Source organism: Pannonibacter phragmitetus (genome assembly GCF_050510895.1).
In the GTDB taxonomy this organism is placed as follows: domain Bacteria; phylum Pseudomonadota; class Alphaproteobacteria; order Rhizobiales; family Stappiaceae; genus Pannonibacter; species Pannonibacter phragmitetus_B.
In genome coordinates this window covers 3860875-3882149 of sequence record NZ_JBNINT010000001.1, presented here as the reverse complement: position 1 = coordinate 3882149, position 21275 = coordinate 3860875, and the positions used below count along the sequence as shown (strand labels likewise).

Sequence of the window (21275 nt, the reverse complement as noted above, 5' to 3'; positions counted from 1 at the left end):
CGCTTGCCGGTCAGGCGGTGCCAGTGTGGCCAGAGGCGCCGGTGCTGCGGCCCCGGGCGGACATGAAGCGGTCGAACTCTTCCTGATCCTTGGCCCGGCGCAGTTCGCGCAGGAAAGTATCGAATTCGGCCCGCATGGCATCCAGCTTTGCGCGCTCTTCTTCCAGCCGCTTCAGTTCGCGTTCCCGGTAGTCATCGAAGGCAACATTGCCGGTCCGGCCAAAGCTTCCCGTGTTCATGTTGTTCACCGCACTCTTGATCGGGCTTCTGTTCCACTGGTCGCGCGCATCCTGAAACAGTGTCTGGAAGCGGTCGCCCCAAAGAATATAGGCAAGCATTGCCAGTCCAAGAGGCCAGAACAACACGAACCCAAGCACCATCAGTGCGATGCTTGCCGCGTTCCATCCGGGCCTCAACACAGTGTTCCAAGTCATCGTCATCCCCTTTCGGACTTCTACAGACAAAGACGTGGGAACTCAGCCCGGTCCTTTCAAGAACACCATAAGGCGGCCTGCTGATTACATGGAAATCTGGCCTCTTGACGAAACTGACGCAACGGCGGAAGGGTGTCTGGAATCAATGCTTTGGAAGCGGGCAAGGCATGTACAGCAGGCATGAAAAACCCGGCTCCGCCCTGATTGCCCGCAGTGAAGCGTGCTGTCAGAAGACGGAGCCGGGCGCTATCCTTTGTCTCAGGCGACCGTTTCGGCCAGCTTGCGGGCCTGTTCGATCCAGTTGTCACGGGCGATGCGGCCACGGAAGTCGAGCCGGTCGTCCAGTGCTTCGATCTGCGGGCCCGTCAGGCCGGCAATCTGCCAGTAGTGGAAAATACCCGCTTCGTTGAGAGCCTTTTCCAGCTTCGGGCCAACGCCGGTGATTGCCTTGAGATTGTCGGCAACACCCTGGGGCTTGGCCAGAAGGATCTCCGCCAGCGGATCCGCCTTGGCTCCGGACTTGGAGACGGGCTTCGTCTCGGCCTGGGGAGCAGAGGTGGCGGGCTTGGCAACTTCAGCCGAAGTTGCAGGTTTGGCCGCAGCCTTCTTCATGCGCTCGCGGTTGGCCTGTGAGTGGGTCAGGATGAAGTCGATCATGCGCGGGGCAATTTCGGCGCGGAAACGCGATCCGTTGAACACGCCATAATGACCCACGTTCGGCTGTTCGTAGTGTGCCTTCATGTCCTCCGGCAGGCTGGTGCAGAGCGTGTGAGCCGCACGCGTCTGGCCACGGCCGGTAATGTCGTCCTTCTCGCCCTCGATGGTCAGAAGGGCAGTGTTGCGGATCGCTCCGCAATCGACCAGCTCGCCGCCGTGCTTCATCTTGCCGAGCGGCAGGGAGTGTTCGATGAACACGCTCTCCACCGTCTGCAGGTAGAACTCGGCCGTCAGGTCCATGACTGCCAGATATTCGTCGTAGAATTCGCGGTGCTTCTCGGCGCTGTCACCATCGCCCTTCACCAGATGCTTGAAGAAGTCGCGGTGGGCGATCAGATGCCGGTCGAGGTTCATGCTCATGAAGCCCGAAAGCTGCAGGAAGCCCGGATAAACGTAGCGCATCATGCCCGGATGCGGGAATGGCACCTGCATGATGACATTGCGCTTGAACCAGTTGATGCCCTTGGACATGGCCAGATCATTGACGGCGGTCGGCGCGACGCGGGTGTCGATCGGCCCGCCCATCAGCGTCATGGTCGAGGGTGCATAAGGATCGTTGTGCGCTTCCATCACTGCGACGGCGGCAAGCACCGGCACGGAGGGCTGGCACACCGCCACCACATGGGTGTCCGGCCCGAGGAAATGCAGCATGGAGATGACGTAATCGATGTAGTCATCCAGATCGAACTTGCCGTCCGAAAGCGGCACCATGCGGGCGTCAATCCAGTCGGTGATATAGACGTCAGCGCGCGGCAGCATGGCCTCCACCGTGCCGCGCAGCAGCGTGGCATAGTGGCCGGACATGGGGGCCACGATCAGGATCTTCGGATCATTGCGGCGCTGGGCGGTGCCACGCTCGAAATGCAGAAGGTCGCAAAAGGGGCGGCGCCAGACAACGCGCTCGCTCACCGGCACCTTCATGCCGCCGACGGTGGTTTCCGGCAGTCCGAATTCAGGCTTGCCATAGCGCCGGGTCGTGCGCTCCAGCACCTCGCAGGCGGCCGCAACCTGTCGGCCGAGCTGGGTGTGGCTCATCGGATTGAACGGGTTCTGGAAATAGAGCCGTGTTGCATCCGCTGCGGCGCGCACCGGGCCCATGGCCGCATGGTTGATCTCATAGAGATGATAGAAGGGCAACACTTCTGATCCTTCGTCGCTGGCCCGGCGAACACGCGCTGTCTATGCCGCGTATATCAAGCCCGGCTTCTGGCATTGCAGCAGAATAGGCCCATATTGCCCTCTGCATCAATAGCCCGATTGTGAACAGCCTGACACCAACAGGTTGACAGCCTGTGAAGCCAGTTGAGGATCTTGTATCATCCTGAAGACTATTTGCTGCACCGCTGTTGTCGCAGTGCAGCATGAAAATAGAGAGAAATCCTATTTTGCGTAAGGACTTATTGCCGGTGAGTTGAAGCCCCCGGCGGGGCTGTCCCGGTGGCAGGAGCAGGGGTGCCTGGTTCAGCGCCTGAGAAAATACTCTGCCTTAGGCCGTATGTCCGCAGATATGCATTCCGAGTGATGGCCCCGCACATTGTGCGGGGCCATCACTCGTCAGCCGAATAAGTCGCCTTGGATAGGCTCCACGTCCGGGAATTTCTTGCCCGTATTGATCTCGCTTACTCTTCCTTGGTTCATTTCGAGAAGAGCGGCGATTTCGTGCTGATACATACCGGTTTTAAGGAGCGCTTTGATGATCGCAGCTTTTTCCGGCGTTACAGTGGATGATTTCCGCTTGCGCGGAGGCGGCACAACAAGAGGGGGCATATCCATGGCGGATAAACTCCTTGAAATTGCGCCATCGCACTTGTCCCGGAAAGAGGGACACGATATCGTTTTGCCGTGTAAAAGGAGGCTGCCGATATCGGCTCCTTCTCTCCAAGTGACCCGTTTGCGATGGCTAGTTGCTTATGCGGGTCATTTTGATTCTGGGGTCGGCGCTGAAGGGTGAGATTTTCAACGCCGATCTCAGATGTCTCTCGATCATCAAGATCGAAACACACAACCCAAGCTAAGCTATAACGGGATTCGTTTGGAGTCGTATGGACGGTAGGCCACCTTTGTCCACAGAGCTAGCCGTAAGAGACTAAGAATGTTCTTCTTTTGTTCTATATTCCAGCATGAAACACAGAGCCCGTGAAAATTTTGCATTAGGGCACGAACACAATTCCTTAGCCACGCATACACAATCCGCTCAAGCCGCCAGATCCGCCACAACGGCGTCCAGCACGAAGAAGCCGTCGCGGGTGGCGCGGACACGGGTTTCGTCGAGCTTTTCGACCATGCCGTGCTCCAGCAGGTCGTTGAGGCGGCGCGGGTCGATGGAGCGGCCGGACAACCGCTCGTAGCGGCGCATGTCGACGCCCTCGATCAGCCGCAGGCCCATCAGCAGGTATTCATCTCCCTGCTCCTCGTCACTCAGCGGCAGGTCTTCCACCATGCCGTGACCGCGCTCCTCCACATGGGCAAGCCATGTCTCCGGATGGCGCTCGATGGCGGTGGCGCGCTTGGTGGCGCCCAGCGACAGGCGGCCATGGGCGCCCGGGCCAACACCCACATAGTCGCCGTAGCGCCAGTAGACGAGGTTGTGGCGGCACTCCGCGCCCGGGCGGGCGTGGTTCGACACCTCATAGGCCGGCAGGCCGAGATCGGCGGTCAGATCCTGCGTCAGTTCGTAGAACTCGGCGCCCAGATCCGGGTCCGGCACGATCAGCTTGCCCGCCTGATAGAGGTTGAAGAAGGGCGTGCCCTCCTCGATGGTCAGCTGATACAGTGACAGGTGATCGGCGGCGAGCTTCACCGCCTGGCGCAGCTCTGCCTCCCAGCCGGTCACCGTCTGGCCGGGCCGGGCATAGATGAGATCGAAGGAGAGGCGCGGGAAGGTTTCGCGGGCAATCTCGATGGCCTGCAATGCTCCGGCCACGTCATGCAGACGGCCAAGCTGGCGCAGGTCCTGATCGTTGAGCGCCTGCACACCCAGCGACACCCGGTTGACGCCCGCCGCCCGGTAGCCACGGAAACGCTCGGCCTCGACGCTTGAGGGATTGGCCTCCAGCGAGATTTCCACGTCCGTATCGATCGCCCAGTGCCGGGCGATGGCTTCCAGAATGCGTTCCACCGTGCGCGGCAGCATCAGCGATGGAGTGCCGCCGCCAAAGAAGATCGATTGCACCGTGCGGTTCGGCGTCCAGGCGGCAAAATGCGCCAGTTCCCGCTCAAAGGCCGCAACAAAGCGGTCCTGATCGACCGGTTGATGCCGGACGTGGGAATTGAAGTCGCAATAGGGGCACTTGGCCGCGCAGAAGGGCCAGTGCACATAGATGCCGAAGCCGCCGTCCGGGGTGGTGGTCATTCTTGCTCCAGGCAGGCCTTCGAAAAGGTCACAAAGGCGCGGGCACGATGCGACAGGGCAGGTGTGGTGGTAGACCAGCCGTGCTTTTCCTCTGACGTCATCTCGCCGAAGGTGAGCTCATGGCCATCAGGCTGGAACATCGGGTCATAGCCGAAGCCCTTGGTCCCGCGCGGCGGCCAGACGATCTGGCCTTCCACTTCGCCGCGGAAGAACTCCGCATGGCCATCGGGCCAGGCAAGACACAGCACGGCCACGAAGGACCCGCGCCGGGCTTCGGGTGTTACGGCACCTGCCTGCTGCAGCTTTTCTTCCACATTGCGCATGGCCATGGCGAAGTCCTTCTCCGGACCGGCCCAGCGGGCGGAATAGATGCCGGGGTCGCCATTGAGCGCTGCCACGCAAAATCCGCTGTCATCGGCCAGCGACGGCAGACCGGAGGCTTCCGCTGCCGCGCGGGCCTTCAGTTCTGCATTGGCCTCGAAGGTGGTGCCGGTCTCTTCCGGCTCCGGCAGGCCCAGTTCGCCGGCGGAAACCACATCGAAGCCATAGGGGCCGAGCAGTTCGCGGATCTCGCGCAGCTTTCCGGCGTTGTGGGTGGCCACGACCAGACGGCCCGGCTCCAGCTTGCGGTGTGCCATGGTGTGCCTCACAGGATAGACATTTTCTGCAGGTCGATAAGGCGGCCAATGCCGCCCCGGGCCAGGTCCAGCAGTGCCTTGAACTCTTCCTCGGAGAAAGGTGCACCTTCCGCCGTGCCCTGGATCTCGACAATGCCGCCAGCGCCGGTCAGCACGAAGTTGGCGTCGGTTTCGGCAGCGGAATCTTCCTCATAGTCGAGGTCCAGTACCGGCTTGCCTTTGTAGATGCCGCAAGAAATGGCAGCCACATGGTCCTTCAGCACCGGCTTCTTGACGATTTCGCGGGCGCGCATCCATTCGATGCAATCATGCAGGGCGACCCATGCGCCGGTGATCGAAGCCGTGCGGGTGCCGCCATCGGCCTGGATCACGTCACAGTCGATGGAAATCTGGTTCTCGCCGAGCGCTTCCAGATCGACCACAGCGCGCAGCGAGCGGCCAATGAGGCGCTGGATTTCCTGGGTGCGTCCGGACTGCTTGCCGGAGGACGCCTCGCGGCGCATGCGCGTGCCGGTGGCGCGCGGCAGCATGCCGTACTCGGCCGTTACCCAACCCTTGTTCTGGCCGCGAAGCCAGGACGGCACACGCTCTTCGAGGCTGGCGGTGCACAGGACGTGGGTGTCACCGAATTTCACCAGGCAGGAGCCTTCAGCGTGCTTGGACACACCGCGTTCGAGAGTGACGGACCGCAGTTCATCGGCAGCACGTTTGGACGGACGCATATCTGGCTCCTGACTTGAAAATGGCCGCTGCGGCGCACTGGCCCACAGATCTTTCCGCGCTTGTAGCCCTGAGACCCGAGAGCCGTAAAGGCCTGCTTGCACTCTGCGGCCATTTTGGTCCTATATCTTGCAGAAGAGCCGTGAATTGCCCGCAGGTGGCAGAGCATGAAACCCGGCAGAGGATGAGGTTGGATACGTGAGCCTGAGCGATCTGGACAAGCGGTCCCGCGAGATTTTCCGCTCCATCGTCGAGACCTATCTGGACACCGGCGAGCCCGTCGGCTCGCGCAATGTGGCGCGCGGCCTCGGCATGTCGCTGTCGCCAGCCTCTGTGCGCAATGTGATGGCCGATCTGGAGCATCTTGGCCTGCTCTATTCCCCGCACACCAGTGCCGGGCGCCTGCCGACCGAAACGGGCCTGCGTTTCTTCATCGACGCGTTGCTGGAAGTGGGCGATCTGTCTCAGGAAGAGCGCGAGCGCATAGATGTGCAGGTGCGCGCCTCCAGCCATGCCAAAGGCACGATGGAACATGTGCTGACGGAGGCCAGCCAGCTTCTGTCGGGGCTTTCCAGCGGGGCAGGTGTGGTGCTGACCCACAAGCAGGATGTGCGCCTGCGCCAGATCGAGTTCATCCGTATCGAGCCCCTGAAAGCCCTTGCCGTTCTGGTGGGCGAGGATGGCTCGGTTGAAAACCGCATCATCGACCTGCCCTCCGGCCTGCCGCAGTCGGCGCTGGTGGAGGCGGGAAACTATCTCAATGCCCAGATCCAGGGCCGCACCCTGTCGGATGTACGCCGCGAGCTGGAGCGCCTGCGCGAGGCCAACCAGGCCGAGCTGGACAGCCTGACCCAGAAGATTGTCGAGGCCGGTCTTGCGGTCTGGGCTGGCGAGGGGGCGAAAGCGACAGGCTGATCGTGCGCGGCCAGTCCAACCTGCTCACCGATGTCGACGTGGCGGAGGATCTGGAGCGGGTGCGCCTGCTGTTCGATGACCTTGAGAACAAACGCGACCTCATCCAGCTTCTTGGCCTTGCCGAAAAGGGCGACGGCGTGCGCATTTTCATCGGTTCGGAGAACAAGCTGTTCTCGCTGTCCGGCTCGTCGCTGGTGGTCTCGCCCTACCGCGACCGGGAGCAGCGCATCGTCGGTGTTCTGGGCGTCATCGGCCCCACCCGCCTCAACTATGCCCGCGTGATCCCCATGGTGGATTACACGGCCCGCCTCGTCAGCCGCATGCTCGGCTGACAGGCTTCTCAGATACAGTCAGGAATCGTCATGTTTTCTCCCGCAGAGCTGGAGCGCTACGCCCGTCACATCGTGCTGAAGGAAGTGGGCGGTCCGGGTCAGCAGAAGCTGAAAGCCGCACGCGTTCTCGTCATCGGCGCAGGAGGGCTCGGCGCGCCGGTGCTGCAGTATCTGGCGGCGGCCGGGGTCGGCACGCTCGGCATTGTCGATGATGACACGGTGTCACTCTCCAATCTGCAGCGGCAGGTGATCCATGACACGGAGCATCTGGGTGAGCCGAAGGTGTCGAGTGCGGCTGAAGCGATTGCCCGGCTCAACCCCAATGTGACCGTGGAACCGCATCCGGTGCGGCTCGCGGGCCACAACGCCATGCAGCTGATCCAGCGCTATGATCTCGTCATCGACGGATCGGACAATTTCGCCACCCGCTATCTGGTGTCCGATGCCTGCTTCTTTGCCCGCAAGCCGCTGGTCACGGCCGCGGTGGGGCGCTTCGACACCACCATTACGCTGCTGAAGCCCCATGAGACCGGTGAGGACGGCACGCCCAACCCAACCTACCGCTGCCTCTTCCCGAAGCGTCCGGCGGAGGGCCATCTGCCGACCTGTGCCGAGGCAGGCGTTCTGGGGGCCCTGACGGGTCTTGCCGGGACGTTGCAGGCGCTGGAGGCGGTCAAGGAAATCACCGGCATCGGCACCGGCCTGACCGGGCGCCTGCTGATGATCGACACACTCGCCATGCGGTTCGAGACGATCAACTACCGCCGTTCCCCCGCCAATCCGCTCAACGGCGATCACCCGAAAACCTGGGCGGAGCTGCTGGAAGAGGGACGCTGACCTTTGAAAAGCAAAGGCCGCAGCCCGGAGGAGCTGCGGCCTGAAGCCTTGCCGGAAATGGCTGCCCGGGTCAGTTCGGAACCGGAGCCGCTTCCTGGTTTGCCATGTTCTGGCGGTAGAGCTGGGCGAAGTCGATCGGGTCCAGCATCAGCGGCGGGAAGCCGCCGTTGCGGGTCGCATCGGCCAGGATCTGGCGTGCAAACGGGAAGAGCATGCGCGGGCACTCGATCATAACGAAGGGGTGCAGGTGCTCGCTCGGCACGCCGTTGATGCGGAACAGGCCACCATAGACCAGCTCCACGTTGAACATGACCATGTTCGGACGCTCGGCCTTGGCGCTCAGCGACAGGACCACATCGAAGTGACCATCGGCGACCGGCTGGGCGCTGACATTTACCGAAATGTCGAGCTTCGGCTGCTCGCCCTGCTGCAGCGAACGCGGTGCGTTCGGGTTCTCGAAGGACAGGTCCTTGATGTACTGCGCCAGGATGCTGAGGCCCGGTGCTTCGCCACCCTGTGCATCGCTGCCCTGCGCCGCAGCGCCACCTTCGTTGATGTCCGTCATCTGTCTCGTATCCGTCTTTCAGTTTCAGGTCCGGCAGAATGCTCCGGACCATCAAGCGGCAAGCCGGTGTCCGCTTATCGGTCGCAGAACACCATCTGGACAGGCTGGCTAACACGCGAGCACCTGTTCACACAAGAGGAGAGGGCTTGCCACGGCGCGGATTTCGGCCCAGTTAGAAGCCATGAACGACCCAGTTGAATCCGGTTTCATCCTTTCCCACCGCAGGCTCAGCCTTGATACGCTGGTGCGTTTGCGCTGGCTTGCGGTTGCGGGCCAGACAGTGGCCCTGCTTGTCGTGCAACTGGGGCTTGGCTATCCGGTGCCCTCAGCGCCCGCCTTTGCGCTGGTTGCCTGTTCGGCCTGGCTCAATGTGTTCCTGAAGGTCCGCTCCCCTTCCGCCAAACGCCTGCCGGACTGGGCGGCGGCCGGGCAGCTGGCCTATGACATCCTGCAGATGAGCGGCCTGCTGTTTCTGACCGGCGGTCTCGGCAACCCCTTTGCCTTCCTGCTTCTGGCGCCGGTGATGGTGTCGGCCACCGGCCTGTCGGGCCGTCTGACGCTGATGCTGGGCCTGCTGGTGACGGTCTGTGCCACGCTGCTGGCATTCATCCATCTGCCGCTGCCCTGGCCGGAGCCGCATGTCTTTTCGCTGCCGTATGTCTATTCGGTCGGCGTCTGGATGGCGCTTGTCTGTTCTCTTGCCTTCATGGCTGTCTATGCTTTCCGCGTCGCGGTGGAAGCGCGCCAGCTGGCCGATGCGCTTGCCGCCAGCGAGCTTGTTCTGGCGCGTGAGCAGCATCTCAATGCCCTCGACGGCCTAGCCGCTGCCGCAGCCCACGAGCTGGGCACGCCGCTGGCAACGATTTTCCTGACAGCCAAGGAACTCTCACGGGAATTTGACGAGGGTGACCAGCGCCGCGAGGACGTGGTTCTGATCCGTGCGCAGGCAGAGCGCTGCCGCGATATCCTGCGGCAGCTCACCACCCTGTCGAGCGACAAGGACCGGCTGTTCCAGCGCATGCCCATGTCTCAGCTGATTGAGGAGGTCGTGGAGCCGCACCGGGGCTTCGGCATCGACATCCAGGTGGGCTTTGCCGGCAAGGAGCCGGAGCCGGTCGGCGTGCGCAATCCGGCGATCCGCTATGGTCTCGGCAACCTTCTTGAAAACGCTGTCGACTTTGCAGCTTCTGCTGTTCAGGTGAGAACATCCTGGGATCAAAGGACCGTCCGGATCGAGATCCGCGATGATGGCCCCGGCTTTACCCCGGACGTATTGTCGCGGATCGGGGAGCCCTACATCTCCTCCCGTGCCTCCCGCTCGCAGACGGGCGGAGGCCTTGGACTTGGCTTTTTCATTGCGAAAACCCTGCTGGAGCGGACCGGTGCAAGGCTGATGCTGGAGAACCGTCCAGCCCCTGAAACGGGAGCTCTGGTGCGCATTTCCTGGCCCCGCAGCAGCATTGAAGGCGCCTCGGATATGGACCCGGAGGCGGTTTCTGGCCATATAAAGGACACTATTCACGAGCGAGGGGCTCCGTGAGCGGCCGGACACCATTCTGGCAGCGGAGCTGATCACGTCTGTAAATGCAGGACGGCACCCATGAGTGACACAGAGCTTCGCAAGATTGAGGCGGAAGACAAGAGTCTTCTGCTTGTTGATGACGACAGGGCTTTCAACCAGCGCCTTGCCCGGGCCATGGAAAAGCGCGGGTTCGAGGTGGAGACGGCGGAAAGCGTGCGTGAGGCCGTCGCCAAAGTGGGCGCCCGTGCCCCGGCTTTTGCCGTCGTTGATATGCGCCTGGAAGATGGCAGCGGGCTTGATGTGATCGAGGCCATCCGCCAGAGCCGTCCGGATGCCCGCGCCGTGATCCTCACGGGCTATGGCAACATCGCAACGGCCGTGACAGCGGTAAAGCTCGGCGCCATCGACTATCTCTCCAAGCCCGCTGATGCTGATGAGGTTTTTGCCGCGCTGACCCGGGAAGGGGACGAGAAGGCCGTTCCGCCGGAAAACCCCATGTCCGCCGACCGTGTCCGCTGGGAGCATATCCAGCGTGTCTATGAAATGTGCGAGCGCAACGTCTCGGAAACGGCACGCAGGCTCAACATGCACCGGCGCACGCTGCAGCGCATTCTGGCCAAGCGCGCCCCGCGCTAATTTCAGACTTCAATGAACGTGACACATTGAGGTCTGGTCAAGCCCGTAGGGCGCGTGAGCAAACTCAAGGCATCACGCGTAAGCCTTGGCATAAGCCGGGGCGCCAGCCTCGCACCAGATGCAATTGATAGCGCTGGGGCACTTCCGGCGCTTTGGATGCGGGCCCCGCATGGGCAAAATCCCGCCCCAAGTGTTTGCGATATTGCCGTCAGTGGCCCGGCAAGGCTAAAAGCGGCTTGCGCTGGGCTTGTCCCGGGCAGGTGCGAACGCATGAAGATGAGGGACGACATGGGGTGGATGTTCAGCGGCGGTGCCGGGGGCGCGACAGCGGGACTTCTGACGCTGCTGGCAGTCACGCTACCTGCGCAGCCTTCCCTCGCCCAGAACCTGCCGGAGCAGATCCGGGTGCAGGTTGTGCCGGCCGAGCCGGGAATCCGCTCCATTCTGGTCAACAAGCGTTACCGCCCGATCATATCCCGCGGCATTGAAGGTGCGGTGATCGAGACTGTGACGGGCGCCGTCGATCCCTCTACAGTCGGCTGTCAGGTTGAGCTTGAAATCACGCTGGAGAACAGCCGCGTCCTGCGCGAGAGTGCAGATATCTGCGCTTCCGGCGGCGCAGTGACGGTCGATGTGAAGAAGGACGTCGGGGGCCGCCCGCGTGTTGTCGGCGGAGCAGGCGTGACACCTGCGCCATCCACTCCTTCGGCCTCCTCCGCCTCCGGCTCGCAGAACAACAGCAACCCTCAGGCTGCGGCAGCTCCCGCCCAGAGCACACAACAGCCGTCTGCCCAAAACCAGAACCAGCAGAGCCCGGCAGCTGCCGCTCCTGCGCAGACGCAGGCTGGATCTCAGAACGGAGCTCAGCCGCAGGCAGATGCCCCTGCGCAGCAGACACAGCCAGCGCCACTGCCGCAGCCTGACAGCTCCGCACCGCCGGCTGTGCCTGTCGAGCGGGAATGGACGGTCACCGGCACGGAGCTTGGCTCAACGATGGCGCGGCTCGCGCATGGCTCGGCGCAAGGCGCTGATGCAGATTTCACCGCGCGCTGCACGCCGCAATCCGGCTTCATTACCGTCAGCGTGCCCCAGACCACCGCTCCGGTCTCGCAGGGCAGTCCGGTCTCTGTGGCGCTGAAGTCGGAAGAATTCTACACCAGCTATGATGCCACCGGATCTGACGCGAACAATCCGCAGGGCCGCTCCCTGCCGGAGTTCACTGTGGCTGCGACTGATCCCGTTTGGGACATGATGGCCCGCAAGTCCGTGCTGGAAGTGATTGTCGAGGGTGCCAACACGCCGGTTTCCCTCAAAGGCAGCGCCAAGGCGGTACGCTTGTTTGCCGCCGCCTGCGCCTTGCCGGACCAGATTGTGGACCCCAATTCCAACCCGGCCATGGCCGGTGGTACCGGCGATCTGGCTTGCTCGGAACTTGGCGGAATCCGCTCGCTCGACGGCGGTTTCCGGGGCCGCATGCTGTTCCGCAATGCCCGGGGCGGCCCCATTGATGTGTTCTGGATCGATTATTCCGGCATCCAGCAGTTCTATGCGCGCCTTGAGCCGGGGCAGGTGCTGGATCAGGAATCCATCATCTCCAATGCCTGGCTCGTCACGACCGATGTGGGACAATGTCTCGGCATTTACATCAGCCGCGAGCCGCAGCAGACCGTGGTGATCGGGCAGGCGTCCGGGGGCGCAATGCCGGTTCCGCAAGGCCTGCCGCAGGGTGCCTTCACGCCCGCGCCATCTGTTCAGCCCCAACCTCAGCCTCAGGCGCCGGGCATGCTGCTGCCGCCCGCACCCGTCGGCAATGTCAGCACCACGAATTACATCTGCACCGCCGGTATCGACCTGCAGGTCGTTTATGACACCGCCCGCGGCGTTGCCATGGTGACCGAGTTCGGGCAGGTCTCCGTCACGCTCCCGCGCGTCAACGGCGGATCGGGCTTCCGCTATGAAGCAAACGGCTATGTTCTGCAGGGGCAGCGGGACAACGTCACGTGGTCCCGTCCGGGCCTCTATGACGTCTTCTGCGGGCGCGGGTGATCAATCCACACGCCCGCAGTCTTGTGAAAGTCAGATCCGGCGCAGGGCGACCTTGGAGATACGGTGATCGGCATCCTTGGTCAGGATCAGATCGGCGCGCGGGCGCGTCGGCAGGATGTTTTCCTGAAGGTTCAACAGGTTGATGTTGGTCCAGATGGTCTTGGCCGTGGTGAGGGCTTCTGCATCTGTGATCCGCGAGTAGCGGTGGAAATAGGAGCCGGGATCACGGAAGGCGGTTTCACGCAGGTGCATGAAACGCTCCACGTACCATGTCTCCAGAATATCCTCCGGCGCGTCGATATAGACAGAGAAGTCGAAGAAATCCGAGACGAAGGGCACGGCGCGGCCGTCCTTCGGCAGCTCCCGCGTCTGCAGCACGTTGAGACCTTCAACGATAAGGATATCCGGCTGATCGATGGTGACCGAGTGGCCGGGCATTACGTCATAATAGAAGTGCGAATAGAGTGGCGCCCTGACGTTGCGCTTGCCTGCCTTGATATCGGACAGGAAGGTCAGCAGCGCCGTGCGGTCGAAGCTCTCGGGAAAGCCCTTGCGCTGCATCAGGCCTTCGGCTTCCAGCACCGCATTGGGGAAGAGGAAGCCATCGGTGGTGACAAGATCCACCTTCGGGCTTGCCGGCCAGCGGGCGAGCAGGGCGCGCAGGATGCGCGAGGTGGTGGACTTGCCCACCGCGACGGAGCCTGCAACGCCGATGATGAAGGGCGTCTTGCTCTCGGCCACACCGAGGAAGCGCTTCGTCGCCTGATGCAGGATCAGCGTGGCTTCGGCGTAATAGGCCAGAAGCCGCGACAGCGGCAGATAGATGCTCTCCACCTGCGCCATGGAAATGGGGTCGTTCAGCGCCCGCAGTTCGCTCACCTCGGCAGAGGTCAGCGTCATGGGCGTATCGGCGCGCAGCCGTGACCATTCGTTTTCCGTGAAGACCCTGTACGGCGACAGGTCCATGGTCTCGGGGCGGGTGACAGTCTGATCCATGGGCGGCTCTGTCCCGGTTGTTCCAAGGGAGTGCATACGGGCCGGAAGGTCCGGATGCGCTTTGCGATGCGCCAGAGCGGTGCCTGTTGAAAGGCTCTAGCTGGCAGGCCGCGAGGCTTTTTCCTCAAGGCCGGTCTGCCCGGTGCGTGCGGCCAATTCCGCCATGACCTCGTCAAGGCTCACATCACAGACCTTCAGCACCACCATGAGGTGATACAGAAGATCCGCTGCTTCACCCCTGAGGCCCTCCCGGTCACCCTGCACGGCGGCAATGGCGGCTTCAACGGCTTCTTCGCCCAGTTTCTGGGCGCATTTGCCGATGCCTTTGCCGACCAGCTTGCGGGTGTAGGACATGTCATCATCGCTCGCCGCACGGGCCGCGACGATGGCTTCCAGATCGGCCAGAGTGAATGCGGTCATCAGAGCTGTCTTTTCCCGTAACAGGTGAAACTTACACCGGATTTCGACCGAAATCAGGTATCCATTCGCATAGGTATCCCTGCGGCAGCCATGTGGGTTTTTGCCTCACCAATGCTGTAGGTGCCGAAGTGGAAGATCGAGGCGGCCAGAACCGCCGTTGCATGGCCATCGCGCACGCCTTCGACGAGATGGTCGAGATTGCCGACGCCGCCCGAGGCAATCACCGGCACTGGCACCGCATCGGCAATCGCCCGCGTCAGGGCAATGTTGTAGCCGGATTTGGTGCCGTCCCGGTCCATGGAGGTGACCAGCAGCTCGCCCGCGCCCAGTTCCACCACCTTCTGCGCAAACTCCACGGCATCAATGCCGGTGGCGTTGCGCCCGCCATGGGTGAAGATCTCGAAGCGCGGTGCCTCGCCTTCGGCATTCACCTGCTTGGCGTCGATGGAGACAACGATGCACTGGGCCCCGAATTTCTCGGCAGCTTCGCGCACGAAATCCGGGTTCTTCACCGCCGCCGTGTTGATCGAGACCTTATCGGCCCCTGCGATCAGCAGCTTGCGGATATCCTCCACCGCACGCACGCCGCCGCCAACGGTGACGGGCATGAAACAGGCCTCCGCCGTGCGCCGCACCACGTCGAAAATCGTATCCCGCCCCTCGTGGCTGGCGGTGATGTCGAGGAAGCACAGTTCGTCGGCACCAGCGGCATCATAGGCCTTGGCCGCCTCTACCGGGTCTCCGGCATCCACCAGGTCGACAAAGTTGACGCCCTTGACGACGCGGCCGTCCTTGACGTCGAGACAGGGAATGATGCGGGCCTTGAGGGTCATGCAGCAGTCTCCTCGCCGCCCGGATCAGGGCCATGGCTTCGGCCGGGTCGAGGCGGCCGTCGTAGAGGGCGCGGCCGGAGATGGCGCCTTCCAGGATGGCGCAGTCCGGCTGCAGCAGGCGCTTGATATCCTCAATCGAGGCAAGGCCGCCCGAGGCGATGACGGGAATGGATACGGCAGCCGCCAGGTCCAGCGTCGAGGGGATGTTGAGGCCCTTCAGCACGCCGTCCCGGTCGATATCCGTGTAGATGATGGCTGAAACGCCGGCATCCTCGAAGCGCTTGGCAAGATCCACGGCGGTGAGTTCGGAGGTTTCCGCCCAGCCCTCCACCGCCACGCGGCCGCCCTTGGCGTCGATGCCGACGGCGACCTTGCCGGGGAACTTGCGGCAGGCCTCGCGCACCAGCTCCGGGTCGCGCACGGCGACGGTGCCGAGGATGACGCGGGTGATGCCCTTGGCCAGCCAGCTTTCGATATGGGCCAGGGTGCGGATGCCGCCGCCCAGCTGCACCGGGTTCTTCGTTGCGCCAAGAATGGCTTCCACCGCCGCGCCGTTGACGCTTTCCCCGGCGAAGGCGCCGTTGAGGTCAACCACGTGCAGATACTCAAAGCCCTGATCTTCAAAGGCCTTGGCCTGCGCCGCCGGATTGTCGTTGAACACGGTGGCCTGGTCCATGTCGCCCAGTTTCAGGCGCACGCACTGGCCGTCCTTGAGGTCGATGGCGGGAAAAAGGATCATGGCAATGTCTCTCTTGCGGCGCCTGCCGCGCCATAGTCGTGCATCAAGCGTGAAAGCCGGGCCTCAGGGCTTCCAGTCAAGGAAGTTGGCAATGAGGCCAAGGCCAAGCCGCTGGCTCTTTTCCGGGTGAAACTGGGTACCCACCATCGTGTCGCGCGCCACCATCGCAGTGAAGGTGCCAGCATAGTCGAAGGTGGCCAGCCGGTCTTCCGGGCGGGCGCAGGCGAAATGGAAGGAATGGACGAAATAGGCATGCAGCCCGTCCGGCCCGGTGGCCAGCCCCTTGAGAACGGGGTGGGACTGCGGATGCACGCTGATCGTGTTCCAGCCCATGTGCGGGATTTTCAGCGCGGGATCAGACGGCTGCATCGCCGTGACATCGCCGTCGATCCAGCCGAGGCCTTCCACCGTTTCGAATTCCAGTCCGCGCGAGGCCATCAGCTGCATGCCGACGCAGATGCCCAGGAAGGGCTTGCCCTTGCGGCGCACGCTTTCCTCCAGCGCTTCGTGCATGCCCTCGACGGCCTCAAGCCCCCGGCGGCAATCGGCAAAGGCGCCGACACCCGGCAGGACGATGCGGTTTGCCTTCAGTACCTGTTCCGGATCGGAGGTGACGATCACATCCGGCACCTTCGCATGATCGCGGGCGGCCCGTTCGAAGGCCTTGGCAGCCGAGCGCAGGTTGCCCGAGCCATAGTCAATGATGGCGACAGTCATCTTGCACCTTCTCCCGCAAATCCGGAGCCGGACAGCGTCAGGCCGATCACCTGCTCGCGGCCAAAGCGCGGCACGAAGCCCTGTGGCTGCGGGGCAGCCGGTGTTTCCACCGGGCGCGGGGCCGGGCGGTAGGCGTTGAAGAAGCGCAGCTCAGCCTCTTGCACGTCCTGTCCCGTGACAACACCGGCAAAGATCCAGCCCTTGCGCTCCAGCGACCAGCGCCGCAGGTTGCCGCTTTCAAGGCCGATGAGAACACCGGTCAGGAACGCCAGCACGCCGGGCACCGACTGGATGAAATTCTGCGCGATCAGCTCCAGCACCAGCGAGAGGGTGAGATAGGCCAGAAACGGCAGCCACAGCCGGTGCACCAGCATCCAGATGCCGGTGAAGACCAGCGCCGGGGTGGAGAAGCCGTCGCGCACGAAAACCGCCCTTTGCGCCATGGCGGGCGTCAGTTCGCGCCCCTCCGCCTCCGGCGGCAGCATGACCATGTATGTGCTCATTGTCCTGCCTCCTCAGCCGCCAAGCTGGCCTTTGGTGGTGGGCACGCGGCCCGCCTGGCGCGGGTCGATCTCGATGGCCTTGCGCAGCGAGCGTGCCACGGCCTTGAAACAGGTTTCCGCGATATGGTGGCAGTTGCTGCCATAGATATTGGCGACATGCAGGGTGATGCCTGCATTCATGGCGAAGGCGCGGAAGAATTCCTCGAACAGTTCGGTGTCGAACTCGCCCACCTTGTCACGGGAGAATTCCACCTGCCAGACGAGGAAGGGGCGGCCCGACACATCCAGCGCGCAGCGCGTCAGCGCCTCGTCCATGGCCAGATGGGTGTCGGCATAGCGGGTGATGCCGGACATGGACCCCAGCGCCTGCGACAGGGCCTGCCCCAGCGCGATGCCGGTGTCCTCCACCGTGTGGTGGAAGTCGATATGGGTGTCGCCCTCGGCGCGCACCTTGATGTCGATCAGCGAATGGCGCGCAAGCTGTTCCAGCATATGGTCGAAGAAGCCGACCCCCGTCGCCACGTCATAGGCGCCGGTGCCATCGAGATTGATCTCGACGTCAATGCGGGTTTCCTTGGTGTTGCGCGAGATTGCCGCTGTGCGCATCTGTCATCCTTCCATCGGCCAGCCTTACTACCTGCCTGGCGAAACCGCGCCGTTTTAGCAGGCGGTGCCAATCATTGAAACACAAATGGGCAATCTGGCCAGAGACTTCTTTGCCAGATCATCGAAGCCGGGAAGATGCGCGGTTCTGGCGTTGCCGCAACGGGCCTGCTAGGAAGCGGCGATGCCTCATGCCACCATGAAAGGAAACCCGGATGGCCGCCTCCAGCCGTTTTGCCCCCAAGTCCGCCACAAACCGCCTGATGCTGCCGCTGGATGTGCCCACGGTTGAGGAGGCGCGGGCGCTGATTGCGGCGACCAAGGGCGCCGTCGGGGTCTACAAGATCGGCATGGAGCTGCAGTTTGCAGGCGGGCTGAGGCTTGCCGAAGAGCTGGCGGGCGAGGGCATTGAGGTGTTCCTCGACGTGAAGCTGCTCGATATTGACAACACCATTGCCAGCGCCGTGCGCAACATTGCCCGCATGGGCGTGCGCTTCGTCACGCTGCATGCCTACCCCAAGACCATGCGCGCCGCCGTAGCTGCCTTGGAGGAAACGGACGCCAAGGATCTCTGCCTGCTCGGCGTCACGGTTCTGACCTCCATGGACGAGGAAGATCTGGTGGCAGCCGGTTATCGCGGCCCGGTAGCGGGCCTTGTCGAGGCGCGCGCCGGGGATGCGCGGGCCGCCGGCATGGGCGGCATCGTCTGCTCGCCGCTGGAGGCGGGCCTTGTGCGTAAGGCTGTGGGCGGCGAGCTGGTGGTGGTGACGCCCGGCGTGCGGCCCGCTGGCAGCGACAAGGGTGACCAGAAGCGCGTGATGACGCCGGGCGATGCCATCCGCGCCGGGTCCGACTATCTCGTCATCGGCCGCCCCATCAGCCGCGCCACCGACCCCCGCCGTGCGGCAGAGGCCATCGTTGCGGAAATCGAAGCGGCGTTGTGAGCGCTGCTTCAGGCAGCTTTTCCGAACCGGTAGTAGGACATGGACAGGGTGCCGTATTCATAGGTGCGGTGCAGCAGCTCGCCCTTGGCGCCCTTGCCGCCGGCACCAAGCGCGAAGAACACGGGCAGAAGGTGCTCCTCCCTCGGGTGCGCCATCCGGAAGCCGGGGGCGGCGTCGAGATCCGTGATCCGCTCCGCTTCGCCGCTCAGAAGCCCCTGATCCAGCCAGGCATCAAAGGCCGTGGCCCATTCGGGGGCCGGGCTGTTCTGCGGCATCAGCTGGCGCAGGTTATGGGTGGTGCTGCCGGTGGCGATGATCAGCACGCCGCTGTCCTGCAGTCCGCTCAGCGCCTCGCCCAGCTCCAGGAGCTCCTGCGGGCCGTAGCTCAGCGGCAGGGAGAGGGCGACGACCGGAATATCCGCCTGCGGATAGGCGAGATAAAGCGGCACCCAGGCGCCGTGATCCAGCCCCCATGTGGGGTCGATGCGCGCCGCGATGCCTGCGGCGCTCAGCTTGTCCATCACCTCGCCGGTCACATCTTCCGGGGCGCTGGCCGGATACTGGATCTCGAACAGGGCACGCGGAAAGCCGCCGAAATCATGGATGGTGCGCAGCGGGCCGGGGGCGGAAACCCGGAGGCCCTCCGTCTCCCAGTGGGGCGACAGCACGACGATGGCACGCGGGCGCGGCAGGCTGGGGCCGAGTTCCTTCAGAAACCGGTGCGCGGCGCTGTCCGCAATCGCCAGCATGGGCGAGCCATGGGCCAGAAACAGCGGTTCAAATCCTGTGGCAGACATGTGATCCCTCCATTGAGGCGCAGGGGTTTCAATCGTTGCCTGGAGAATAGGAACGTTTCCGGCGTGAATAAAGATGCGCAAATGCGACGGATCGTTCACTTCAAGGAAACAGAAGCCATGCCCCCGTCCGGCGCCTTGCCGCATGACCTGTTGACCGCAGGCCGCAAGGCTTGCGCTGGGCCGCCAATGCTGACAGCAAGAGGGCCGTATTTCCTTCAAGGAGAATTGCCATGCCCGTTCCTGCTTCCGTCACCGTTGAACTGCTGCGCCTTGAGCATGGCGCAGACCTGCCGCTGCCCGCCTATCAAAGCGCCGATGCGGCCGGGTTTGATCTGATGGCAGCGGTGAGCGAAGATCTGGTGCTGCAGCCGGGCAAGAGGGCGATGGTGCCGACCGGCCTTGCCATGGCCATCCCGCGCGGCTTCGAAGGCCAGGTCCGCCCCCGCTCCGGCCTTGCCGCCAAGAACGGCATCACGGTTCTCAACTCCCCCGGCACGGTTGATGCGGATTATCGCGGCGAGGTGAAGGTCATCCTGATCAACCACGGCGACGAGCCCTTCACCATCACCCGCGGCCTGCGCATCGCCCAGATGATCATCGCCCCGGCCACGCAGGCGTCTTTGACCGAAGTCACCACCCTCGACGCCACCCAGCGCGGCGCTGGCGGGTTTGGGTCGACCGGGGTGGGGTGAGTGGGTTTTTTGGGGTGGGGGTCGGGAGAAGCGGGTGGTTTCAGAGGCCTGCTTCTCAGGTTGAGAGGGGAACTCCCGCCTGAGGCGCAGAGTTGATATTGGGCGCAAGGAAAAGGCCACTTCCTCTCGTGGCCACCGGATTCACACATCAGGTTCGGACACTGCCTGCAATGATGCATCTGATTTGTGGCAGGGCCTCTCCGCCCCCTCCCCTCGTGGGGAGGGGTAAGGGGTGGGGGCTCTGAACCCGCAACTATTTGAAAATAAGATATTTTCCTGAATGACTCTCAAGCGGACCAGCTGCCTGCAATCCATAAACTCTCTGCCAGCCGGAGATGCCTCCCCCACCCCTAACCCCTCCCCACCAGGGGGAGGGGAGCTGAAGCGCTGTGCCGGGGCGACCAGATTGCAGGCTTTTCGCGAGCCATGACTGGTTCGAACATATGTGTGATTTCCGGCGGTCTTGAAATGGGAGAGCTCTTGTGCCGGAAAATCTTGGTCTGTATGGGGCTAATTGTTGCCTTGGCTGGGCTTTAGATCATTTGGGATAACAAACGCCCGACATTTTTGCGCCAGAGGCAGCGGGGTCTTGGAGGGCCTGAAGTATGTCTGCGCACGCGAGCTATTGACGTGCCAATCTCGCATAGGAATCCACAAAGTCTAGCCGCCTACCGGCAAGAGTGTAACTGCTAGGGAATTGCCTAGGGAAAAATACGGACGTGATCACGAATGGGCGCGTTGCGGAACGATCTAGAGGATGTGGACTTCCGAATACGAATATCAACCTGGCGAACTCCAAACGTAAAATTCGTCCTTATGGTCATATATAAATTCTCGGAAAAAGCAGCCTAGAGCAAAGAGTCTGTCGATGTTGACGCTATCGATGCCGTTGTTCTTTTCAAACGGATAGCGTGTCTTCTGAAAGACACCATCGAACTCCTTCAGTAGTATACGAATGGTACGGGATTCAAATCGAAACTCAAAGTCATCTCGCCAAATTTCCTCCAGTTTTGATCGAACATCCCAATCAAGGTCTTCATACTGGCCGGAAAGATGATGGTCACGGCTCATCGCCTTCGAGTGCAACTGTCTGAAGCCGTCAGGATCGTTTATCTTGGAATACACTGTCGTGGCGTTCAATGATTTCAGATAGAGTTCGACAGCGATGATCAGCGCGTTAATGAGGGGCAGCTGAACCTTACTTGCAGTGGAATTGGAATGCAAAATTGTGGCTGCAGTCAGATATTGATCAGCTACACCAACGATTAGCATGTCCGGGATTACGCCGAACAAATCACTCTTCATCGTATCCTCCCGG

The 21275-nt window shown here is 62.6% G+C and carries 21 protein-coding genes and 2 pseudogenes; 7 read left to right on the top strand and 16 right to left on the bottom strand.

All coding sequences use genetic code 11. The annotated features are described in order from the left end of the window. Nucleotides 1–10 precede the first annotated feature (10 nt). The 6 genes from ACQB61_RS18655 to rph all read right to left on the bottom strand — a co-directional run bounded on the left by ACQB61_RS18655 (nt 11) and on the right by rph (nt 5862). The gene (locus ACQB61_RS18655; protein ID WP_430513839.1) at nt 11–433 is read right to left on the bottom strand and encodes a DUF2852 domain-containing protein; all 423 of its coding nucleotides are present in this window, start codon (nt 431–433) and stop codon (nt 11–13) included. Between the two features lie 258 nt (nt 434–691). Next, nucleotides 692–2287, bottom strand: a complete 1596-nt coding sequence (gene phaZ, locus ACQB61_RS18650) for a polyhydroxyalkanoate depolymerase (protein ID WP_430513838.1) — start codon at nt 2285–2287, stop codon at nt 692–694. A gap of 417 nt (nt 2288–2704) precedes the next feature. After that, nucleotides 2705–2923, bottom strand: coding sequence for a hypothetical protein (locus ACQB61_RS18645; protein ID WP_430513837.1), 219 nt, complete (start codon nt 2921–2923; stop codon nt 2705–2707). Between the two features lie 421 nt (nt 2924–3344). Then, nucleotides 3345–4502 (bottom strand): radical SAM family heme chaperone HemW, encoded by a 1158-nt coding sequence (gene hemW, locus ACQB61_RS18640; RefSeq protein ID WP_019964187.1) that lies wholly within the window; start codon nt 4500–4502, stop codon nt 3345–3347. Then, complete coding sequence (gene rdgB, locus ACQB61_RS18635; protein WP_430513836.1) at nt 4499–5140, bottom strand: RdgB/HAM1 family non-canonical purine NTP pyrophosphatase; 642 nt, start codon at nt 5138–5140, stop codon at nt 4499–4501. Before rdgB ends, hemW begins: the two co-directional genes overlap by 4 nt. 8 nt (nt 5141–5148) lie before the next feature. Then, entirely contained in the window at nt 5149–5862 is a 714-nt protein-coding gene (rph, locus tag ACQB61_RS18630) for a ribonuclease PH (RefSeq protein ID WP_430513835.1), read from the bottom strand. 196 nt (nt 5863–6058) lie between these two features. Here rph and hrcA point away from each other — a divergent pair. Next, nucleotides 6059–7107, top strand: a pseudogene (gene hrcA, locus ACQB61_RS18625) (heat-inducible transcriptional repressor HrcA). 30 nt (nt 7108–7137) lie between these two features. After that, the gene (locus ACQB61_RS18620) at nt 7138–7944 is read left to right on the top strand and encodes a HesA/MoeB/ThiF family protein (RefSeq protein ID WP_430513834.1); all 807 of its coding nucleotides are present in this window, start codon (nt 7138–7140) and stop codon (nt 7942–7944) included. A 70-nt stretch (nt 7945–8014) separates the two neighbouring features. On the opposite strand, the gene secB is transcribed toward ACQB61_RS18620, so the two are convergent. Then, the gene (gene secB / locus ACQB61_RS18615) at nt 8015–8509 is read right to left on the bottom strand and encodes a protein-export chaperone SecB (protein ID WP_430513833.1); all 495 of its coding nucleotides are present in this window, start codon (nt 8507–8509) and stop codon (nt 8015–8017) included. Nucleotides 8510–8690: 181 nt separating this feature from the next. On the opposite strand from secB, the gene ACQB61_RS18610 reads away from it, so the two are divergent. The 3 genes from ACQB61_RS18610 to ACQB61_RS18600 all read left to right on the top strand — a co-directional run bounded on the left by ACQB61_RS18610 (nt 8691) and on the right by ACQB61_RS18600 (nt 12713). Continuing rightward, nucleotides 8691–10049 carry an ActS/PrrB/RegB family redox-sensitive histidine kinase gene (locus ACQB61_RS18610; RefSeq protein ID WP_430513832.1) on the top strand — a complete coding sequence of 453 codons (1359 nt, stop codon included), beginning with the start codon at nt 8691–8693 and terminating at the stop codon, nt 10047–10049. A 60-nt stretch (nt 10050–10109) separates the two neighbouring features. After that, nucleotides 10110–10667 carry an ActR/PrrA/RegA family redox response regulator transcription factor gene (locus ACQB61_RS18605; RefSeq protein ID WP_430513831.1) on the top strand — a complete coding sequence of 186 codons (558 nt, stop codon included), beginning with the start codon at nt 10110–10112 and terminating at the stop codon, nt 10665–10667. A gap of 270 nt (nt 10668–10937) precedes the next feature. Next, complete coding sequence (locus tag ACQB61_RS18600; protein WP_430513830.1) at nt 10938–12713, top strand: hypothetical protein; 1776 nt, start codon at nt 10938–10940, stop codon at nt 12711–12713. 30 nt (nt 12714–12743) lie between these two features. On the opposite strand, the gene coaA is transcribed toward ACQB61_RS18600, so the two are convergent. The 7 genes and pseudogenes from coaA to hisB all read right to left on the bottom strand — a co-directional run bounded on the left by coaA (nt 12744) and on the right by hisB (nt 17527). Further along, on the bottom strand, nt 12744–13709 hold the full coding sequence (gene coaA / locus ACQB61_RS18595) for a type I pantothenate kinase (RefSeq protein WP_430513829.1): 966 nt from the start codon (nt 13707–13709) through the stop codon (nt 12744–12746). Nucleotides 13710–13805: 96 nt separating this feature from the next. Then, nucleotides 13806–14129 (bottom strand): phosphoribosyl-ATP diphosphatase, encoded by a 324-nt coding sequence (locus tag ACQB61_RS18590; RefSeq protein ID WP_430513828.1) that lies wholly within the window; start codon nt 14127–14129, stop codon nt 13806–13808. A gap of 53 nt (nt 14130–14182) precedes the next feature. Continuing rightward, nucleotides 14183–14962, bottom strand: coding sequence for an imidazole glycerol phosphate synthase subunit HisF (gene hisF, locus ACQB61_RS18585; protein WP_430513827.1), 780 nt, complete (start codon nt 14960–14962; stop codon nt 14183–14185). A gap of 10 nt (nt 14963–14972) precedes the next feature. Continuing rightward, nucleotides 14973–15701: pseudogene (gene hisA, locus ACQB61_RS18580) on the bottom strand (1-(5-phosphoribosyl)-5-[(5-phosphoribosylamino)methylideneamino]imidazole-4-carboxamide isomerase); the annotation flags it as partial. Between the two features lie 63 nt (nt 15702–15764). Beyond that, nucleotides 15765–16418: an imidazole glycerol phosphate synthase subunit HisH gene (hisH, locus tag ACQB61_RS18575; RefSeq protein WP_430513826.1), complete on the bottom strand. Its 654-nt coding sequence runs from the start codon at nt 16416–16418 to the stop codon at nt 15765–15767. Continuing rightward, nucleotides 16415–16921 (bottom strand): DUF2628 domain-containing protein, encoded by a 507-nt coding sequence (locus tag ACQB61_RS18570; RefSeq protein ID WP_430513825.1) that lies wholly within the window; start codon nt 16919–16921, stop codon nt 16415–16417. The genes hisH and ACQB61_RS18570 overlap by 4 nt, the downstream gene beginning before the upstream one ends. A gap of 12 nt (nt 16922–16933) precedes the next feature. After that, the gene (hisB, locus tag ACQB61_RS18565) at nt 16934–17527 is read right to left on the bottom strand and encodes an imidazoleglycerol-phosphate dehydratase HisB (protein WP_094462666.1); all 594 of its coding nucleotides are present in this window, start codon (nt 17525–17527) and stop codon (nt 16934–16936) included. A gap of 212 nt (nt 17528–17739) precedes the next feature. On the opposite strand from hisB, the gene pyrF reads away from it, so the two are divergent. Beyond that, on the top strand, nt 17740–18468 hold the full coding sequence (gene pyrF / locus ACQB61_RS18560; protein ID WP_430513824.1) for an orotidine-5'-phosphate decarboxylase: 729 nt from the start codon (nt 17740–17742) through the stop codon (nt 18466–18468). A gap of 8 nt (nt 18469–18476) precedes the next feature. On the opposite strand, the gene ACQB61_RS18555 is transcribed toward pyrF, so the two are convergent. Continuing rightward, complete coding sequence (locus ACQB61_RS18555; protein WP_430513823.1) at nt 18477–19265, bottom strand: dioxygenase family protein; 789 nt, start codon at nt 19263–19265, stop codon at nt 18477–18479. A gap of 230 nt (nt 19266–19495) precedes the next feature. On the opposite strand from ACQB61_RS18555, the gene dut reads away from it, so the two are divergent. Beyond that, nucleotides 19496–19957, top strand: coding sequence for a dUTP diphosphatase (gene dut, locus ACQB61_RS18550; protein ID WP_430513822.1), 462 nt, complete (start codon nt 19496–19498; stop codon nt 19955–19957). A gap of 780 nt (nt 19958–20737) precedes the next feature. Here dut and ACQB61_RS18545 read toward each other — a convergent pair. Further along, on the bottom strand, nt 20738–21262 hold the full coding sequence (locus ACQB61_RS18545) for a hypothetical protein (protein ID WP_430513821.1): 525 nt from the start codon (nt 21260–21262) through the stop codon (nt 20738–20740). Nucleotides 21263–21275: the final 13 nt, after the last annotated feature.

Bases quoted from the DNA above. Each gene is read 5' to 3' on its own strand.
- ACQB61_RS18655 (WP_430513839.1), bottom strand. From the start codon at position 433: ATGACTTGGAACACTGTGTTGAGGCCCGGATGGAACGCGGCAAGCATC.
- ACQB61_RS18645 (WP_430513837.1), bottom strand. From the start codon at position 2,923: ATGGATATGCCCCCTCTTGTTGTGCCGCCTCCGCGCAAGCGGAAATCA.
- hemW (WP_019964187.1), bottom strand. From the start codon at position 4,502: ATGACCACCACCCCGGACGGCGGCTTCGGCATCTATGTGCACTGGCCC.
- rdgB (WP_430513836.1), bottom strand. From the start codon at position 5,140: ATGGCACACCGCAAGCTGGAGCCGGGCCGTCTGGTCGTGGCCACCCAC.
- rph (WP_430513835.1), bottom strand. From the start codon at position 5,862: ATGCGTCCGTCCAAACGTGCTGCCGATGAACTGCGGTCCGTCACTCTC.
- ACQB61_RS18620 (WP_430513834.1), top strand. From the start codon at position 7,138: ATGTTTTCTCCCGCAGAGCTGGAGCGCTACGCCCGTCACATCGTGCTG.
- secB (WP_430513833.1), bottom strand. From the start codon at position 8,509: ATGACGGACATCAACGAAGGTGGCGCTGCGGCGCAGGGCAGCGATGCA.
- ACQB61_RS18610 (WP_430513832.1), top strand. From the start codon at position 8,691: ATGAACGACCCAGTTGAATCCGGTTTCATCCTTTCCCACCGCAGGCTC.
- ACQB61_RS18605 (WP_430513831.1), top strand. From the start codon at position 10,110: ATGAGTGACACAGAGCTTCGCAAGATTGAGGCGGAAGACAAGAGTCTT.
- ACQB61_RS18600 (WP_430513830.1), top strand. From the start codon at position 10,938: ATGAAGATGAGGGACGACATGGGGTGGATGTTCAGCGGCGGTGCCGGG.
- coaA (WP_430513829.1), bottom strand. From the start codon at position 13,709: ATGGATCAGACTGTCACCCGCCCCGAGACCATGGACCTGTCGCCGTAC.
- ACQB61_RS18590 (WP_430513828.1), bottom strand. From the start codon at position 14,129: ATGACCGCATTCACTCTGGCCGATCTGGAAGCCATCGTCGCGGCCCGT.
- hisF (WP_430513827.1), bottom strand. From the start codon at position 14,962: ATGACCCTCAAGGCCCGCATCATTCCCTGTCTCGACGTCAAGGACGGC.
- hisH (WP_430513826.1), bottom strand. From the start codon at position 16,418: ATGACTGTCGCCATCATTGACTATGGCTCGGGCAACCTGCGCTCGGCT.
- ACQB61_RS18570 (WP_430513825.1), bottom strand. From the start codon at position 16,921: ATGAGCACATACATGGTCATGCTGCCGCCGGAGGCGGAGGGGCGCGAA.
- hisB (WP_094462666.1), bottom strand. From the start codon at position 17,527: ATGCGCACAGCGGCAATCTCGCGCAACACCAAGGAAACCCGCATTGAC.
- pyrF (WP_430513824.1), top strand. From the start codon at position 17,740: ATGGCCGCCTCCAGCCGTTTTGCCCCCAAGTCCGCCACAAACCGCCTG.
- ACQB61_RS18555 (WP_430513823.1), bottom strand. From the start codon at position 19,265: ATGTCTGCCACAGGATTTGAACCGCTGTTTCTGGCCCATGGCTCGCCC.
- dut (WP_430513822.1), top strand. From the start codon at position 19,496: ATGCCCGTTCCTGCTTCCGTCACCGTTGAACTGCTGCGCCTTGAGCAT.
- ACQB61_RS18545 (WP_430513821.1), bottom strand. From the start codon at position 21,262: ATGAAGAGTGATTTGTTCGGCGTAATCCCGGACATGCTAATCGTTGGT.